Origin of the sequence: Vibrio sp. SCSIO 43155 (assembly GCF_023716605.1) — a bacterium.
Taxonomy (GTDB): Bacteria; Pseudomonadota; Gammaproteobacteria; order Enterobacterales; family Vibrionaceae; genus Vibrio; species Vibrio harveyi.
This window is the reverse complement of record NZ_CP071852.1, coordinates 3,534,409-3,552,166: the sequence shown is the minus strand read 5'-3', so window position 1 is coordinate 3,552,166 and position 17,758 is coordinate 3,534,409. Positions and strand designations below refer to the sequence as shown.

The following is a 17,758-nucleotide window of genomic DNA, read 5'->3' as shown; positions in this document are numbered from 1 at the left end:
TAGGTCGGTGGCAGTTTCTGCCACCAACTAACGGAGAGTAACGATGGCCGGCGCAAAAGAGATACGTAATAAAATCGGTAGTGTTAAAAGCACTCAGAAAATTACGAAAGCGATGGAAATGGTAGCAGCTTCAAAAATGCGTCGTTCTCAAGACGCAATGGAAGCTTCTCGTCCATACGCTGAAACAATGCGTAAAGTGATCGGTCATGTGGCTAACGCAAACCTAGAGTACCGTCATCCGTACCTAGAAGAGCGTGAAGCTAAACGTGTTGGTTACATCATCGTTTCGACAGACCGTGGTCTGTGTGGTGGTTTGAACATTAACGTGTTCAAGAAAGCCGTTACAGACATGCAATCATGGAAAGAGAAAGGGGCTGAAGTTGAACTGGCTGTAATTGGTTCAAAAGCAACAGCTTTCTTTAAACATGGTGGCGCAAAAGTTGCGGCACAGGTTTCTGGTCTGGGGGATAGCCCAAGCCTAGAAGACCTAATCGGTTCTGTTGGCGTAATGCTTAAGAAATACGATGAAGGTGAACTGGATCGTCTATATGTGGTGTTTAACAAGTTTGTGAACACTATGATTCAGCAACCAACGATCGATCAATTGCTACCTTTGCCTAAATCGGACAGCGAAGAGATGCAGCGTGAGCACTCATGGGACTACATCTATGAGCCTGAGCCAAAACCTCTATTAGACACACTTCTAGTGCGTTACGTAGAGTCTCAGGTATACCAAGGTGTGGTTGAGAACCTTGCTTGTGAGCAAGCGGCTCGAATGATTGCGATGAAGGCTGCAACGGATAACGCAACCAACTTGATTGAAGATTTAGAACTTGTGTACAACAAAGCCCGTCAGGCTGCGATCACACAAGAACTATCGGAAATCGTTGGTGGTGCATCTGCGGTTTAAGCTTAGGTAAAACGAAATAGTTTAGAGGATTAACGATGGCTACAGGTAAGATCGTACAGATCATCGGTGCGGTAGTCGACGTAGAGTTCCCACAGAGCGAAGTACCAAGTGTATATGACGCTCTAAACGTTACAGAATCTAAAGAGCGTCTAGTTCTTGAGGTTCAACAACAGCTAGGCGGTGGCGTAGTTCGTTGTATCGTAATGGGTAGCTCTGATGGTTTACGTCGTGGCGTTGAAGTGGTTAACACTGGCGCTCCAATTTCAGTACCAGTAGGTACTAAAACTCTAGGTCGTATCATGAACGTCCTAGGTGACGCGATTGATGAGCGTGGTGAGATCGGTGCAGAAGAGGTTTACTCTATTCACCGTGAAGCACCAAGCTACGAAGAGCAATCAAACGAAACAGCACTTCTAGAAACTGGTGTTAAAGTAATCGACTTGGTTTGTCCATTCGCTAAGGGTGGTAAAATCGGTCTATTCGGTGGTGCAGGTGTAGGTAAGACCGTTAACATGATGGAGCTTATCAACAACATCGCACTTCAACACTCAGGTCTATCAGTATTTGCTGGTGTTGGTGAACGTACTCGTGAAGGTAACGATTTCTACTTCGAGATGCAGGAAGCGGGCGTTGTAAACGTTGAGAATCCTGAAGAATCTAAAGTAGCGATGGTTTACGGTCAGATGAACGAGCCACCAGGCAACCGTCTACGTGTTGCACTGACTGGTCTAACAATGGCAGAACGTTTCCGTGACGAAGGTCGTGACGTACTTCTGTTCGTTGATAACATCTACCGTTACACGCTTGCAGGTACTGAGGTATCAGCACTTCTAGGTCGTATGCCTTCTGCGGTAGGTTACCAGCCAACTCTTGCAGAAGAGATGGGTGTGCTTCAGGAGCGTATCACGTCAACTAAGCAAGGTTCTATCACGTCTGTACAGGCGGTATACGTACCTGCGGATGACTTGACTGACCCGTCTCCAGCAACAACGTTCGCGCACTTGGATGCAACGGTTGTACTTAACCGTAACATCGCAGCTATGGGTCTATACCCTGCGATCGACCCACTAGATTCGACTTCTCGTCAGCTAGACCCACTAGTAGTTGGTCAAGAGCACTACGACACAGCTCGTGGCGTTCAGCAGACACTTCAGCGCTACAAAGAGCTGAAAGATATCATCGCGATTCTAGGTATGGACGAGCTATCTGAAGAAGATAAGCAAGTTGTATCTCGTGCACGTAAGATTGAGCGTTTCCTAACTCAGCCTTACCACGTAGCGGAAGTATTTACAGGTGACCCAGGCGTTTACGTACCTCTTAAAGAGACACTACGTGGCTTCAAAGGTCTACTAGCTGGTGAATACGATGACATTCCAGAGCAAGCGTTCATGTACTGCGGTACGATTGACGATGCTATCGAGAATGCGAAGAAGCTATAAGGCTAACTAGGAGGCGATATGGCACCAATAACCTTTCACCTAGACGTAGTAAGCGCTGAGAAACGTATTTTCTCTGGTCGTGTAGAAACGTTTCAGGTGACCGGTAGCGAAGGTGAACTGGGTATTTTCCACGGTCACACTCCGCTGCTGTCCGCTATTAAGCCTGGTATGGTGCGTATTGTGAAACAGCACGGCCACGAAGAGTTCATTTATGTCTCTGGTGGTATGGTCGAAGTTCAGCCTGGTACTGCTACAGTACTGGCTGATACTGCGATTCGTGGTGAAGATCTAGACGCAGCGAAGGCAGAAGAAGCCAAGCGCCGCGCTGAGGAGCAAATCCAGAATCAGCATGGTGACATGGACTTCGCACAAGCGGCCAGTGAACTGGCTAAAGCCATTGCTCAGCTACGAGTTATCGAGCTGACCAAAAAGCGTCGCTAAGCTCAATTAGCAACGTTGCATGAAAAAAGGCGGCCAATTGGTCGCCTTTTTGATTAATTTTAGTTGGAAATTTACATCCCACCATTAACTATTCCTTTCAAGCTGTTTAAAATAACGCCCAATTAAAATAGAACGTCAATAGGTTATTAATGAAATTCAGTGCTGTGATTCTTGCTGCGGGTAAAGGTACCCGTATGTATTCGAACATGCCTAAAGTGCTACACACTTTGGCAGGGAAGCCGATGGCAAAACATGTTATCGATACATGTACAGGTCTTGGTGCACAAAACATCCACCTAGTATATGGTCACGGTGGTGATCAAATGCAACAAACGCTAGCAAAAGAGCCGGTTAATTGGGTACTGCAAGCGGAGCAACTAGGTACAGGTCACGCGGTTGATCAAGCGTCTCCGAAGTTTGAAGACGATGAAAAAGTACTGGTGCTTTACGGTGATGTTCCACTGATTTCAGCAGAAACGATTGAAAACCTATTAGATGCACAACCAACAGGCGGTATTGCACTACTAACAGTGATGCTAGATAACCCAATGGGTTACGGTCGTATCATTCGTAAAAATGGTCCAGTAGTGGCGATCGTCGAGCAAAAAGACGCAACAGAAGAGCAGAAGCTCATCAAAGAATGTAATACTGGTGTGCTGGTGGCGACAGGTGGTGACCTGAAACGCTGGCTTGCTGGTCTAAATAATGAAAACGCACAAGGCGAATACTACTTAACAGACGTTATCGCGGCAGCGCACGATGAAGGTCGCGCGGTTGAGGCGGTGCACCCAGTAAACGCGATTGAAGTAGAAGGCGTTAACGACCGTGCTCAACTGGCTCGTCTTGAGCGTGCATTCCAATCAATGCAAGCACAGAAGCTATTAGAGCAAGGCGTAATGCTGCGTGATCCAGCACGTTTCGACCTACGCGGTGAACTGCAATGCGGTATGGATTGTGAAATCGATGCAAACGTGATCATCGAAGGTAAAGTATCACTGGGTGATAACGTCGTAATCGGTGCTGGTTGCGTACTGAAAGACTGTGAAATCGATGATAACACGGTGGTTCGTCCTTACAGTGTGATTGAAGGTGCAACAGTTGGTGAAGAATGTACAGTTGGTCCATTCACACGCCTACGCCCTGGCGCAGAAATGCGTAACGATTCTCACGTAGGTAACTTCGTAGAAGTGAAAAACGCACGTATCGGCGAAGGCTCTAAAGCGAACCATCTGACTTACCTAGGTGATGCTGAGATCGGTCAACGTACTAACATCGGTGCAGGTACCATCACTTGTAACTACGATGGTGCGAACAAGTTTAAGACCATCATTGGTAACGACGTCTTCGTTGGCTCAGATAGCCAGCTTGTTGCGCCAGTGACGATTGCTGATGGTGCAACGATTGGTGCTGGTACGACATTAACCAAAGACGTTGCAGAAGGTGAGCTTGTGATTACTCGCGCGAAAGAGCGCAAAATTACCGGTTGGCAACGCCCGGTAAAACAAAAGTAAGCCTCAGCTGCTTTCTTTAACCGAAATAAACCAAAGCCGCTCATCTGAGCGGCTTTGTTGTATCTAGTGTTGTGAAAGGGAGAGTTTAGTGACTCGGAATCGCTATGCGTTTTTCTAGCCAGCGAACCGCTTGAGAGACCAAAAGAATCAGTACCAAGTACTCTAAGACGAGAAATGTATAGATCTCTAATGGTAAGTACTCATTCACGACCAATTCATTAGCACGCCTTGTTAGGTCGCTTAGACCGATTACGCTGACTAACGAACTCATCTTAAGGATATAAACAAATTGATTCCCCAGCGGCGGTAAGATTTGGCGAAATGCTTGTGGAAGGATCACTAAGCGCATTTTTTGCCAGTAGTTTAACCCTAATGACTCCGCTGCCTCGTGTTGTCCGCGACTGATGGCTTGGATTCCCCCTCTAAATACTTCCGCCATAAAGGCACTTTCTGCGATAGTTAGCGCAATGACACCTGCCCAAAAGTGGTTTAAGGATACATCGAGTAACGTTGGCATTCCGTAATACACCCACAGCAACAATACCAAAACGGGAATAGAGCGGATCACTTCCACATAAACGCGGTTGATCCACTTGAGCACCGGAGAGTCAGAAAGGGCGGGAAGAGCAATAATCAATCCGATGGTCATTGCAAACAGCATGCTGAGTAGTGACACTTGGATCGTGTCATTAAAACCGGCGACCAAAAACTTGATGTTTGTTAGCCCTTGCTCGGTTGATGGGTCAAGCACATACCAGCCCCATTGGTAATCGGAACAACCGGTGAGAAACAGCAGCGAAACTAAGCATAGATGTCGATAGTTCACATTTACTCCCTGAACTGACTAAAAAACTTCCTTTGTTGCTGCTATGTTATCAATGAAGCCGTACTAATGGTTAATAATTAAAGGGAATATCTCCTACCGTCATTCTTTTAAGGGAATAGAAAATGAAAAAAACTTTGCTTGCGCTAGGAATGTGTTTGCTTGCGATAACTCAAGTCGCTCATGCAGAAAGTCGTCTACAAGAGATCTTAGATAAAGGTGTGTTGCGTGTCGGGACGACAGGGGATTGGAATCCGATGACGATGAAAGATCCAGCGACCAATAGCTATCGTGGTTTTGATATCGACGTCACCTCTGAGCTTGCTAAAGATCTTGGTGTTAAGGTGGAATACGTCGCGACCGATTGGAAAACGCTAGTCAATGGCATTACTGCCAACAAATACGATATTACGGGTAGTGCATCATTGAATATGTCACGAGCGAAAGTTGCGGGTTATAGCCAACCGTATTTCTACCTTGCGTTTGTTCCTGTTGTACAAAAGAAAGACTTAGCGAAGTTCTCTGATTGGGCTGACTTTGACAAACCTGATGTAAAAGTGGCGGCTACGCTGGGGACAGTGCAAGAAAAGATGGTCAAAGATTTCTTTCCATCTGCACAACATATTGTGATTGAAGCGCCTGCGCGTGATTTCCAAGAATTATTAGCTCGCCGCGCTGATGTATCGGTAACATCCAATGTAGAAGCGGCAACGTTGGTGACCAAGTTTAAGCAACTGGCGATAGTGCCGGTGAAGGAGCCTCGTAAGCCTACCCCTATTGCGATGCTGCTACCTCAAGATGATCAAGTATGGATTAATTACATCAATCATTGGGTTGAGTTGAAGAAAACCCAAGGCTTCTTTGAGCAAACCGCTGAAAAGTGGGGACTGAAGAGCATGTAAGTTCGTTGCTTATTGTTACTAATACAGAATAAAAGAGCCGCTCAGCAGCGGCTCTTTGTTTTAAGATAACTTTGAATTGAATCTAAAGCTCGTCTTCACTCACTACGCGAGCATTGTCTGGAGTTGTGAAGTGTTTAGACAATTCACGGTTAGACAAGATGTAACCCATCCACAGACCACCCATACAGATGATGATTGCAACACCCGTTACCATCTGAGCTTGGCTTGCCATCGCTGCTACTAGCGCGCTTGATAGGCTGCTCACGGTAATTTGCAGGCTGTTTTGCAAACCAGCTGCGGTTGCAGGGCTTTGCTTCGCACTTGCCAATGCACGGTTTACTACGATTGGGTACAGCGCACCATTCGCTACCGCAATCAGGCAGAAAGGCGCTAGGATTGGCCAGATGGAGGTCAATTCCCACTGCGAAGCTACGAAGATAAGCAACGCGGCAACACTGAATAAACCGATCAACTGACGCAGAATTTTTTCATCACCAAATTTGCGAACACCAACTTTACCTAGGTAACCACCCACCATGAAAGCAATGGTTTGTGGGATAAAGCTCAAACCGATGTCTTTTGCTTCGTAGCCGAGTTGAGACATGATTTCTGGCATACCTGTTAGGTAAGCGAAGAAAGCTGCAGATGCCGTCGCAAACATAAACACGTTGCCTAGGTAAGTTTTAGATCCTAGAAGTGCTTTGATGTCAGACGACATGCTGGTTTGTTTTGTTTCTGCCTTTTCATTTTTTTGCGCCATTGTCGCAACGACAAGCAGTACGCCCATCAGTGTCAACGCTACAAAAATGCTATGCCAGCCAAAACTATCTGCGAGCAGTACACCTAACTGAGGTGCTAATGCTGGAGACAGAGCCACCAGCGGCATGATGGTCGCAAAAATCTGTTGGCTACTGCTAGAGTGACGTTTGATCACCATCGCTTGCCAAATAACAGCTGGGGCACAGACACCAATTGCTTGAACAAAGCGCAATGCTAATAGTTGCCACACTTGCTCACTGAATGCGAGACCGAAGGACGCAACAGTAAACAGCACTAAACCAGCTGCCAGTGTATTACGGTGTCCAAATTTGTCTGAAGCCAAGCCCCACATCAATTGACCAAAAGCCATACCAACAAGAAATACGGTCAGTGAAAGTGCGATTTGTTCTGGACCTGTTGCAAAGTCGATTTCCATCGCTTTGAACGCAGGTAGGTACATATCGGTCGCAATAAAGCCAAGCATAGACAAGGCTGCAAGGTAAACGAGTTGTAGTTTTGATATTTTCATGATTCAACCAATCAAATTATTTAATCATTTTTTAGTCAATATCAGTTGGCGCCAACCCTGATTTATTTACCTCGCCATTCTATTTTTCGATTTTAAGAAAATAAAACGCTAAAATTATTGGTTATCAATCAAAAATTTTGAAAGGTCGAAATCATGTTCTCCAAGTCTTCACTGGAAATGCTCGATACCGTTGCTCGATTGGGCAGTTTTACTGCGGCTGCTGAAGTGCTGCATAAAGTCCCTTCTGCGATCAGCTACGGTGTTCGTCAAGTAGAGCAAGATCTCGATGTAGTGTTGTTCCGTCGATTACCGAGAAAAGTGGAACTGACACCAGCTGGAGAGTTGTTCATTGAAGAAGCGCGTTTAATGCTACGACAAATGGCTGAAGTGAAAGCGCAAACTCGCCGCGCGGCACATGGTTGGCAGTCAACATTGAAGCTCACACTGGATAACGTGGTTAAACTCGATAAGCTTAAGCCTTTGGTTGAAGATTTTTATCGTGAGTTTGAATTTGCTGAGCTGCAAATCAACATGGAAGTGTTTAACGGCTCATGGGAAGCGATTGCCCAAGGGCGTGCTGATATTGTCGTCGGTGCAACGTCAGCGATTCCAGTTGGGGGTGATTTTGAAGTAAAAGACATGGGGGTATTGGATTGGGCATTTGTTATGTCACCTGCGCACCCTTGTGTTCGCCAGCAAGTCCTGACAGAAGAGTTTGTGAGTCAATTTCCGGCGATCTGTCTCGATGACACCTCGAACGTGCTGCCAAAACGTCATACTGGTCATTATCCGAAACAGCGTCGTCTGCTGTTACCTAATTGGTATAGCGCGATCGAATGTCTAAAGAATGGAGTAGGAGTCGGTTACATGCCGCGCCATATTGCCATGCCACTGATCCACGATGGTGTGCTGGTGGAAAAAGTCCTGGAGGATGATAAACCGTTGAGCCAATGTTGTTTGGTGTGGCGTAAAGATGACAATCACAAGTTGATTCAATGGATGGTGGATTACTTAGGTACACCAAATAAACTGCATCAGGATTGGCTGCAGTATTAACAAAAAGCCACTTTCAAGGAAAGTGGCTTTGGCGGGTCTAAGACAAGAAAAACTTGTAAGACGGGTTATCTGTTTCGTCTTTGCATTGATAGCCAAGTTCGCGCAAATGCGCAGAAAACTGAGCTAAATCGCTTTCATCTAACTCGAAACCACATAAAACGCGTCCGTAGTCAGCGCCGTGGTTACGGTAGTTGAACAAGCTGATATTCCAATGGGTACCGAGTGTACTCAAGAATTTCAGTAGCGCTCCCGGATATTCTGGAAACTCAAAGCTGTAGAGGCGTTCTTTGAGTGGCTTAGATGGTTTACCACCAATCATATAGCGTACGTGCAGTTTCGCCATTTCATCATCAGAGAGGTCAACCACAGGGTAACCACCATCACGCAAGTCATGGATGATGTTTTCTAGTTCTTCCTGACCGCCTTGCAAACGCACACCGACAAAGATATTCGCCAGTGCGTCATCGTTGTAACGATAGTTAAACTCCGTTACGGCACGACCGCCAATGAGGTTACAGAACTCAAAGAAGGCACCTTGACGCTCAGGAATGGTGACCGCAAGCAGACCTTCTCGTTTCTCACCAAGCTCGCAGCGTTCAGAAACATAACGCAAACCATGGAAGTTGGTGTTGGCGCCTGACAGTACGGTGCCTAGATTTTTGCCTTCGAGTTTGTTTTGCTCAGCAAACTTCTTTAAGCCCGCTAGAGCAAGTGCGCCGGAAGGTTCTGCGATAGCACGAGTATCTTCAAAGATGTCTTTCACAGCAGCGCAGATTTCATCACTGGAGACTGCGATATGCCCATCAATGTACTTTTGGCACAGACGAAACGTCTCTTCACCAATGCGCTTTACTGCGACGCCATCGGCAAACATACTGACTTGGTCTAGTACGACTGGCTCACCAGCATCCAAAGCTGCTTTTAAGCATGAAGAGTCTTCTGGCTCGACCGCAATTACTTTGATTTCTGGCATCAACTGCTTCACAAGCACCGCTACGCCTGCGGCTAAACCGCCACCACCAACAGGTACGAAAATGTAATCCAGGTGACCATTTTGCTGCAGCATTTCCATGCCGATAGTACCTTGACCTGCAATCACCAGTGGATGATCGAATGGTGGGACAAAGGTATAACCGTTTAACTCGGATAGGCGCTCAGCTTCCGCTTTTGCTTCATCAAAATTACTGCCATGCAGCACCACGTTGCCACCAAACCCGCGTACCGCATCGACTTTGATATCTGGTGTGGTTTTTGGCATCACGATGGTGGTTTTTATGCCTAGCTTTGTACCCGAAAGCGCCATGCCTTGGGCGTGATTACCTGCGGATGCAGCAATGACACCAGCGGCTTTCTGTGCTTCAGACAGGCTTGCCACCATGTTGTAAGCACCGCGCAGTTTGAACGAGTGCACGGGCTGGCGATCTTCGCGCTTGATTTGCACATTGTTACCAATGCGTGCAGCAAGGCGAGGCATTTCTTGCAATGGGGTGACTGTTGCAACTTCATACACAGGAGCTCGCAAGATCTGGCGCAGATAATCTGCACCAGATTGTTTTTCCTGTTTTAAGGGAAAGGGTTGACTCATAAAGCTAGCCCTCGAGCTTAGATTTGTCTCGTACTGCACCTTTGTCAGCACTGGTCGCCATACTTGCGTAAGCTTTAAGTGCAAATGAAACTTCACGTTGGCGGTCAACAGGTTTCCAGCCTAGTTCGTCTTGTTTTGCACGTCGCTCAGCAAGCTCTTGTTCAGATACTTGGAGTGAAATTGAACGATTTGGAATATCAATTGCGATCATATCGCCTTCTTTTACCAGACCAATCGCACCGCCATTTGCCGCTTCAGGAGAGGCGTGACCAATAGACAGACCTGATGTGCCTCCAGAGAAGCGACCGTCAGTCAGAAGTGCACACTCTTTACCGAGTCCCATCGATTTCAAGTAAGTGGTTGGGTACAGCATTTCTTGCATGCCCGGACCACCTTTAGGACCTTCGTAGCGGATAATAACCACGTCGCCCGCTTTAACTTTTCCGCCTAAGATGCCTTCAACGGCGTCTTCTTGGCTCTCGAAAACCACGGCAGGACCAGTGAACTTAAGAATGCTTTCATCAACGCCAGCGGTCTTAACGATACAGCCATCAAGTGCGATATTGCCAGATAGAACAGCTAGACCACCTTCTTGGCTGAAAGCATTGTCTTGGGCACGAATACAACCTTCAGCGCGGTCATCATCAAGTCGATCCCAGCGACAATCTTGTGAGAATGCTTGTGTAGTGCGAATACCTGCAGGACCTGCGCGGTAGAACTTGAGTACTTCTTCGTCTTCAGTTTGGATGATGTCGTATTTTGCGAGCTGCTCTTTCATGGAAAGACCAAGTACGGTGCGCACATCATTGTGCAGTAGACCGGCACGGTCAAGCTCACCAAGGATAGCCATTACACCACCAGCGCGGTGCACGTCTTCCATGTGATATTTCTGAGTGGACGGTGCGACTTTACACAGGTGCGGTACTTGGCGAGACAGGCGATCGATATCTTCCATATCAAAATCGACTTCGCCTTCTTGCGCTGCTGCCAATAAGTGCAAAATCGTATTAGTTGAGCCACCCATAGCGATGTCCAGTGCCATAGCATTTTCAAAGGCATCAAAGGTTGCGATGTTGCGTGGCAATGCGGATTCGTCATCTTGCTCGTAGTAACGACGAGTCAGTTCAACAATGCGTCGACCCGCGTTAAGGAATAGCTGTTCACGGTCTGCGTGAGTCGCCAACATAGAACCGTTGCCCGGCTGAGAAAGACCGAGTGCTTCAGTTAAACAGTTCATCGAGTTTGCGGTAAACATGCCTGAACACGATCCACACGTTGGGCATGCACTGCGCTCGATCTGTTCGCTTTGCTCATCAGAAACTTTTGGATCTGCGCCCTGGATCATTGCATCAACAAGGTCTAGCTTGATGATCTGATCGGAAAGCTTGGTTTTACCCGCTTCCATTGGACCACCAGAAACAAAGATAACAGGAATGTTGAGACGCATTGATGCCATCAACATTCCCGGAGTGATTTTGTCACAGTTAGAGATACACACCATAGCATCGGCACAGTGTGCGTTTACCATGTACTCAACGGAGTCTGCGATCAGTTCGCGTGAAGGCAATGAGTACAGCATGCCACCGTGACCCATTGCGATACCATCATCAACGGCGATGGTGTTGAATTCTTTTGCGATACCGCCAGCTTTTTCGATTTCGCGTGCTACAAGCTGACCCATATCTTTCAGGTGTACGTGACCCGGAACAAACTGAGTAAATGAGTTTACTACTGCGATGATTGGTTTACCGAAGTCTTCTTCTTTGACGCCAGTGGCACGCCACAATGCACGTGCTCCCGCCATGTTACGACCATGTGTGGTGGTTGCTGATCTATATTTTGGCATTTCCTAATCCTTCTTACTTCTGTTCTGGGTACACATAGTCTAACCAGCCCCACTTATCTTCCGTGGTGCCGTTAAATAGGCCGAAATAGGCCGCTTGTAGTTCTTTGGTGATAGGACCGCGCTTACCGCTGCCTACTTCAATTTTGTCGATGGTTGCAACAGGCACGACTTCAGCGGCTGTGCCTGTCATGAAGACTTCGTCAGCAAGGTAAAGGGCTTCACGAGCAATGTTTGCTTCACGAACTTCATAGCCTTTATCACGCGCAATGGTCATGATTGAATCGCGAGTGATGCCTGGCAGAATAGCGCTGGTTGCTGGTGGTGTTGTGATGACGCCATCTTTGATAACAAAGATGTTTTCACCTGCGCCTTCCGATAAGTAACCATCTACGCTGAGAGCGATGCCTTCATCATAACCGTGACGACGAGCTTCACCGCCAACGAGCAGTGAAGATAGGTAGTTACCACCTGCTTTCGCTGCGGTAGGGATAGTATTTGGTGCTGCACGGTTCCAGCTTGAAATCATCGCATCAACACCTTTCTCTAACGCTTCTTCACCTAGGTAAGACCCCCAAGGGAAAGCCGCAATGATCAGATCCATTTCAGTGCCAACAGGCGGGCAAACACCCAAGCCAACATTGCCCACAAAGCCCAATGGACGAATGTAAGCACTGTCGAGTTTGTTCTGGCGAAGGGTTTCACGTGTTGCTTCCATAATTTCTTCCACAGAGTATGGAATTGGGAAGCGGTAAATCTTGGCTGAATCTTTTAGACGTTGCGCATGTTCACGGTGACGGAAGACAATTGGTCCTTTTGGCGTGTTGTAACAGCGTACGCCTTCAAAAACAGAGGTGCCGTAATGCATTGCGTGAGTAAGAACGTGAACGTTCGCTTCAGCCCACGGGAGCATCTCACCATTAAACCAAATGTAATCTGCAGTTTTCGTTGCCATTTATTGCCTTCCTTATGCACTTACGTGTTGTTGTAAGTTGTGATTTGGGAGTTCATCGTTGCGGATCTTAAGTACTTCTACGGTACGAATATCCCACAACTTCTCAATTTGATTGACCAAGAACGAGATAGGTCGATCGCTGTCGACGATGATCTCTACGCTGGCTACTTTGCTTTCATGGTTTTGGGTAGCTGCGACTTGTTTGATCACAAAGCCTCGGTGACGAATCACACGAAGAACGCGCTCTAACAGTACCGGTTTGTCGTCGGCTTTGATGTCGAGTAAATATCTGTCCATGTGATTGCCTCTTAAGTGTTTTCCAACATGTCACTATTTGATGCACCTGGCGGTACAAGTGGCCACACGTTTTCTTCCTCATCGATTAAAACGTGAAGCATGTAAGAAGTCTTACTTTCTAGCATCTCTTTGAGAGCCGGTTCGACTTCTTCTTTCTTGGTGATGGTCTTGCCCGGGATATCGAAGGCTTTTGCAAGCATCACGAAATCTGGGTTGTCATCAAGAATGGTTTCGCTATGACGACCGTCGAAGAATAGCGACTGCCATTGGCGAACCATGCCAAGACGTTGGTTGTTAAGAAGGACTATCTTCACTGGAATCTGACGACGCTTTAGCGTGCCCAACTCCTGCACGTTCATCATAAATGAACCGTCACCTGTAATAAGGATAGACTGATCATCAGGACGTGCGACCGCGGCACCCATTGCGGCTGGCAGACCAAAACCCATGGTGCCAAGACCGGCCGAAGTGATGAAGTTTTGTGGATCGCGTGGTTGGATATGTTGTGCTGCCCACATCTGGTGCTGACCGACGTCGGTCGACACAATTGAGCTATCCGGCATCATGTCAGACAGTTGTTTGAGTAGTAGCGGTGCGTAGATCAACTCGCCTGGGTGGTCGTAACGCCATTTGAATCCGCTACGCAGACTTTCGCTGTGATGCACCCAAGGGGAGATATCTTGAGCCAGTTCTAGTTGAGGAAGAATCTTGCTGATTTCACCGCGAAGTGGTGCATTAGCATGGCGAAGCTTGTGAATTTCGGCTGCATCGATATCGATATGAATCACTTTGGCATGCGGCGCAAAGGTATCGAGTTTGCCCGTCACACGATCATCAAAACGGGCCCCAACCACAATCAAAAGGTCAGATTCTTGAACTACTAGGTTCGCAGCTTTAGTGCCGTGCATACCCAGCATACCTAAATAGTGTGGGTCATGACGTTCAATGGTGCCCAAACCTTTCAGCGTGCTGACCGCTGGCATTGGGTTTAACCGTAGAAACTCGCGTACTGCATCTGTCGCTTTGGCAATCTGTACACCGCCGCCGACGTATAAAACTGGGCGAGTTGAAGCGGCAAGTACTTCTTGTGCGCGCTGGATATCGGCGTCACTTGCTAATGGAGGGGCTGGTGGAACAAAAGGAGGCAGAAGTTCTATGGGTGCTTGGGCAAGCTGAACGTCTTTGGCGATATCGACAATCACTGGACCTGGGCGACCTGTTTTTGCAACTTCGAACGCTTCGGAAAGTGTTGGAGCAAGGTCTTCAATGTCGGTCACTAGGTAGCTGTGTTTGGTACAAGCTAGGGACATACCAATCACATCCATTTCTTGGAATGCATCGGTACCGATATGAGAGCTAGCAACCTGACCTGTGATGGCTACTAGAGGAACGGAATCGAGAAAGGCATCGGCAAGACCAGTAACAAGGTTGGTGGCTCCTGGTCCGGAAGTTGCCATACAAACCGCAACGTCTTGTGTTGCGCGGGCCATCCCTATGGCGGCCATGGCTGCCCCTTGTTCATGACGACATAAGATGTGTTCCACACCTCCGTCATACAAGGCATCGTAGATCGGCATGATGGCTCCACCCGGATACCCAAACACCGTTTCGATGCCTTGTTGCCTTAAAGCGGCTACGACTAGTTCTGCACCGGTCATCGTAAACCTCCTTTGCTACGTTGTGGCTCGTAGCTATCGCCATGTGTTTTGCACTTCATGTGCACTCCCATTCTTCCCGTTAAGCTGTCTGAGGGTTAGACAGATGACAACTTGTAGTTGTAAAAAAACCCCCGGACTTTTCAGTGCGGGGGTTTTTCGTAATTTGTGGTTATCTTTCGCCCACAATACCCCGCGCGGTGCCAATAATGACCACGATAATCAGGGCTAGCAGTGAGTTGTTGTGAGCGAATAAGTTCATCTGTCTGTCGTTCTTTTTTTCGTTAAAAAGTAGTGTGTAATGTTCTACGAAAATGTTTGCGTCACTAGTGGTAACACACAAATCTGCTGCATGACAAGCAAAAAGTCATTCTTTTTTCACATTAAGTACCATTCTGGACAGGCTATATAACATATCCATATAGAAAACATCTGGTTATATAACGAACAAAAATTTGAGGAAATTATGGGGCTGGCAATCATTCATAGTCGAGCAAGTGTGGGTGTGCAAGCGCCGTCGGTAAGCGTGGAAGTCCACATCAGTAATGGGATGCCGGGGTTTACGCTGGTGGGTCTACCGGAAACCACAGTAAAAGAATCGAAAGATCGTGTCCGAAGTGCGATCGTTAATTCCAACTTTCAGTTCCCAGCAAAACGAATTACGGTCAATTTGGCTCCTGCTGACTTGCCCAAAGAAGGTGGGCGCTTTGATCTGCCGATTGCATTAGGGATTTTGGCTGCTTCAGAACAAATCGCGACAGATAAGCTCAAAAACTACGAATTTGTTGGTGAATTAGCCCTTTCTGGAGGGCTGAGACCTGTAAAAGGCGTGCTACCTGCTGCGTTGGCTGCGAACAAAAAACAGCGTCGTTTAGTGGTGCCTCATGCGAATGGTGATCAAGCGGCATTAGTGGGGAAAGAGCAGCATAAATCAGCCCAATCGTTACTGGAAGTGTGTGCTGAGCTTTGTGGTCAGCATCAATTGAATTTATATCAAACCCCGAAGAAAAAAGAGACCAAAACGCACGGTCGTGATTTACAAGACATCATTGGTCAACAACAAGGTAAACGCGCTTTAGAAATTGCTGCGGCTGGCAATCACAACCTACTATTAGAGTGTCTGGAATAACCCCACCCTTGAATACGCAGAATGGAGCTCCTAAAGTGCTGAAAAAATTTAGTACGAGGAAAGTTTGTGACTACTCCATTAGCATACAGTTACGTTCGTTTCAGCTCCTTAGAGCAGGCAAAAGGAGATTCCTTTAGAAGGCAAACAGAAGCAGCTCAAAAATATTGCTACGAGCAGAACTTAGAACTAGCAGACTTTACTCTCAGAGACTTAGGACTATCGGCTTACCACGGAAACCATGTAAAAGAAGGAGCGTTAGGTGAGTTTATCAATGCGGTTCAACAAGGTCAGATACCTAAAGGTTCTTATCTATTAGTTGAATCAATGGACAGGCTTAGTCGAGAGAGAATTTCTATAGCGTTACAAAGATTCATGCACCTTCTTGAACTCGGAATTAATATTGTGACTCTACAAGATAATAGGGTATTTACAGTAGAGTCATTAGATAACATTGGTGACCTGATGATGTCCCTGGTTTTGATGATGAGGGCACATGAAGAAAGTGAGACTAAATCTAAGCGTCTTAGAGAGGCACACAAAGAAAAGCGCCGATTAGCCCGAGAAAACCTCAAACCTACACGGTACAACAACCCTCACTGGATAAAGCTTACGAGTAATGGCTATGAATTGATTCCGGAGAGGGTTGCCATTATCAAACGTATTTTCCAAATGACTATCAATGGTATGGGAGCCACATCTATACATAGGCGATTTAACGAAGAGGGGTTAGAGCCTTGGGGAAGATCTAAAACAGGATGGCACTCTACCTATATAAAGAAGATATTACGGGCTAGGACGGTCTTAGGTGAGTATCAACCCCATAGAAATGAGGGCGGAAAGCGTGTTGAGGATGGAGACCCTATACTTGGTTTCTATCCCCAAGCAATAGATGTATCTACTTTCAAAAAGGCACAGTTAGCAATAGCGAGTAGAACTAACAAGACTAGTGGTATCAGAAAGAGCCTTATCAATAATCTATTTACTGGTTTTGTTAAGTGTAAGAACTGCGGTGCATCAATGAACTATGTCGACAAAGGAAGAGGCTCCAAAGGTGGGCAGTATTTAGTTTGTAGTCGGGCGAAGAAGAAAACCCATTACGACGGGATAAAATGCCAATATGCTTCAATGCGATATGTTGTAGTAGAAGCAGCAATACTTAACGTAGCAGCGACACTAGATCTAAAGTTACATAGTTCTCCCAATCAAGAAGAGTTATCTCGAGCTCGTGAGCGTTTTGATTCTATATATAGAGAGAAAGTTGCAGTAGAAGAGTCCATAGCAAGACTAGTTGATTACCTTGACTCTAGTTCCGGCAGTAAGGCTCTACTAACAAAGCTAGATCAAAGAGAGGCTCAGCTAAAGGAGCTTGAAAAACAGTCTTCTATATTAGAGAAGCAAGTAGATCAGTTAGAGCTTGGACCAGCATCAAGCAATATCTGGAAAGAGCTAAGGATAACGCTTGCTACTTTGCGGAAAGATGCAGCCGATAAGTCTAATGTCCCTCTGAGAGCAAAGATAAACTCTCAACTGTCACAGTGCATCGATAGTATTCAGTTTGATGCAATCAATAAGTTAGTGACTATAACAGTAGATGAAAGCCGTGAAGTTTTGCTCAAGTTTGATAAAAGACAAAACTCTTATGTCGTTAAACCGTCATGGGATATGAGAGAGTTTTTACCTGCTACTTATATTGTTAAAGAAACACTGCGTAAAAGGTAAAGGCTTGATCTATAGAAAATAATATATCGGTCGATATATGTGGTAGAGATTATAATTTATAAATCCCCTTGCTTATTCTGATTAGTTATTAGACAACAGAGGGGGGATATAGATTAAAATCCGCGCCCTTACTATTAAAAGTGTGAGAATTGTTGGGAAAACTAAAAAATTTTTTAGATTTATTAGTAAACCTGTTTAGTAAACA

At 46.4% G+C, this 17,758-nt stretch carries 14 protein-coding genes and 1 pseudogene; 8 read left to right on the top strand and 7 right to left on the bottom strand.

The features are described from left to right. The first annotated feature begins 43 nt into the window (after positions 1–43). The 4 genes from atpG to glmU all read left to right on the top strand — a co-directional run bounded on the left by atpG (position 44) and on the right by glmU (position 4,301). Entirely contained in the window at positions 44–910 is an 867-nt protein-coding gene (gene atpG, locus J4N44_RS16905) for a F0F1 ATP synthase subunit gamma (protein WP_005440806.1), read from the top strand. Positions 911–945: 35 nt separating this feature from the next. After that, positions 946–2,349 carry a F0F1 ATP synthase subunit beta gene (gene atpD / locus J4N44_RS16900; protein WP_005451025.1) on the top strand — a complete coding sequence of 468 codons (1,404 nt, stop codon included), beginning with the start codon at positions 946–948 and terminating at the stop codon, positions 2,347–2,349. Between the two features lie 18 nt (positions 2,350–2,367). Next, on the top strand, positions 2,368–2,790 hold the full coding sequence (locus tag J4N44_RS16895) for a F0F1 ATP synthase subunit epsilon (protein WP_005429758.1): 423 nt from the start codon (positions 2,368–2,370) through the stop codon (positions 2,788–2,790). Positions 2,791–2,939: 149 nt separating this feature from the next. Beyond that, a complete protein-coding gene (gene glmU / locus J4N44_RS16890) occupies positions 2,940–4,301 on the top strand; it encodes a bifunctional UDP-N-acetylglucosamine diphosphorylase/glucosamine-1-phosphate N-acetyltransferase GlmU (RefSeq protein ID WP_009699093.1) in 1,362 nt (453 codons plus the stop codon). An 85-nt stretch (positions 4,302–4,386) separates the two neighbouring features. Here the strand turns inward: glmU and J4N44_RS16885 are convergent, their stop codons facing one another. Further along, positions 4,387–5,127: an amino acid ABC transporter permease gene (locus tag J4N44_RS16885; RefSeq protein WP_009699092.1), complete on the bottom strand. Its 741-nt coding sequence runs from the start codon at positions 5,125–5,127 to the stop codon at positions 4,387–4,389. Between the two features lie 122 nt (positions 5,128–5,249). On the opposite strand from J4N44_RS16885, the gene J4N44_RS16880 reads away from it, so the two are divergent. Further along, entirely contained in the window at positions 5,250–6,026 is a 777-nt protein-coding gene (locus J4N44_RS16880) for a transporter substrate-binding domain-containing protein (protein ID WP_009699091.1), read from the top strand. An 82-nt stretch (positions 6,027–6,108) separates the two neighbouring features. Here J4N44_RS16880 and punC read toward each other — a convergent pair whose 3' ends face one another. After that, positions 6,109–7,314 (bottom strand): purine nucleoside transporter PunC, encoded by a 1,206-nt coding sequence (punC, locus tag J4N44_RS16875; protein WP_005451019.1) that lies wholly within the window; start codon positions 7,312–7,314, stop codon positions 6,109–6,111. A 153-nt stretch (positions 7,315–7,467) separates the two neighbouring features. Here punC and punR point away from each other — a divergent pair, with 153 nt between their 5' ends. Beyond that, the gene (gene punR / locus J4N44_RS16870; RefSeq protein WP_005451018.1) at positions 7,468–8,370 is read left to right on the top strand and encodes a DNA-binding transcriptional activator PunR; all 903 of its coding nucleotides are present in this window, start codon (positions 7,468–7,470) and stop codon (positions 8,368–8,370) included. Positions 8,371–8,407: 37 nt separating this feature from the next. On the opposite strand, the gene ilvA is transcribed toward punR, so the two are convergent. The 5 genes from ilvA to ilvG are packed head-to-tail and all read right to left on the bottom strand — an operon-like array spanning position 8,408 to position 14,708. Further along, positions 8,408–9,955, bottom strand: a complete 1,548-nt coding sequence (gene ilvA / locus J4N44_RS16865) for a threonine ammonia-lyase, biosynthetic (RefSeq protein ID WP_252044699.1) — start codon at positions 9,953–9,955, stop codon at positions 8,408–8,410. A gap of 4 nt (positions 9,956–9,959) precedes the next feature. Beyond that, positions 9,960–11,801, bottom strand: coding sequence for a dihydroxy-acid dehydratase (gene ilvD / locus J4N44_RS16860; RefSeq protein ID WP_252044698.1), 1,842 nt, complete (start codon positions 11,799–11,801; stop codon positions 9,960–9,962). A 13-nt stretch (positions 11,802–11,814) separates the two neighbouring features. Then, a complete protein-coding gene (ilvE, locus tag J4N44_RS16855; RefSeq protein WP_005451015.1) occupies positions 11,815–12,753 on the bottom strand; it encodes a branched-chain-amino-acid transaminase in 939 nt (312 codons plus the stop codon). A 12-nt stretch (positions 12,754–12,765) separates the two neighbouring features. Continuing rightward, complete coding sequence (ilvM, locus tag J4N44_RS16850; protein ID WP_005440786.1) at positions 12,766–13,050, bottom strand: acetolactate synthase 2 small subunit; 285 nt, start codon at positions 13,048–13,050, stop codon at positions 12,766–12,768. A gap of 11 nt (positions 13,051–13,061) precedes the next feature. Then, a complete protein-coding gene (gene ilvG / locus J4N44_RS16845; protein WP_252044696.1) occupies positions 13,062–14,708 on the bottom strand; it encodes an acetolactate synthase 2 catalytic subunit in 1,647 nt (548 codons plus the stop codon). Positions 14,709–15,171: 463 nt separating this feature from the next. Here ilvG and J4N44_RS16840 point away from each other — a divergent pair. Together J4N44_RS16840 and J4N44_RS16835 are read left to right on the top strand one after the other, a co-directional pair. Continuing rightward, positions 15,172–15,816 (top strand): annotated as a pseudogene (locus J4N44_RS16840) (magnesium chelatase domain-containing protein); the annotation flags it as partial. A gap of 84 nt (positions 15,817–15,900) precedes the next feature. Continuing rightward, complete coding sequence (locus tag J4N44_RS16835; protein ID WP_005378964.1) at positions 15,901–17,553, top strand: recombinase family protein; 1,653 nt, start codon at positions 15,901–15,903, stop codon at positions 17,551–17,553. Positions 17,554–17,758: the final 205 nt, after the last annotated feature.

Coding starts and splice junctions, on each gene's coding strand:
- ilvE (WP_005451015.1), bottom strand. CDS start 12,753: ATGGCAACGAAAACTGCAGATTACATTTGGTTTAATGGTGAGATGCTC.
- punR (WP_005451018.1), top strand. CDS start 7,468: ATGTTCTCCAAGTCTTCACTGGAAATGCTCGATACCGTTGCTCGATTG.
- ilvM (WP_005440786.1), bottom strand. CDS start 13,050: ATGGACAGATATTTACTCGACATCAAAGCCGACGACAAACCGGTACTG.
- ilvD (WP_252044698.1), bottom strand. CDS start 11,801: ATGCCAAAATATAGATCAGCAACCACCACACATGGTCGTAACATGGCG.
- atpG (WP_005440806.1), top strand. CDS start 44: ATGGCCGGCGCAAAAGAGATACGTAATAAAATCGGTAGTGTTAAAAGC.
- atpD (WP_005451025.1), top strand. CDS start 946: ATGGCTACAGGTAAGATCGTACAGATCATCGGTGCGGTAGTCGACGTA.
- glmU (WP_009699093.1), top strand. CDS start 2,940: ATGAAATTCAGTGCTGTGATTCTTGCTGCGGGTAAAGGTACCCGTATG.
- J4N44_RS16880 (WP_009699091.1), top strand. CDS start 5,250: ATGAAAAAAACTTTGCTTGCGCTAGGAATGTGTTTGCTTGCGATAACT.
- ilvA (WP_252044699.1), bottom strand. CDS start 9,955: ATGAGTCAACCCTTTCCCTTAAAACAGGAAAAACAATCTGGTGCAGAT.
- J4N44_RS16895 (WP_005429758.1), top strand. CDS start 2,368: ATGGCACCAATAACCTTTCACCTAGACGTAGTAAGCGCTGAGAAACGT.
- ilvG (WP_252044696.1), bottom strand. CDS start 14,708: ATGACCGGTGCAGAACTAGTCGTAGCCGCTTTAAGGCAACAAGGCATC.
- punC (WP_005451019.1), bottom strand. CDS start 7,314: ATGAAAATATCAAAACTACAACTCGTTTACCTTGCAGCCTTGTCTATG.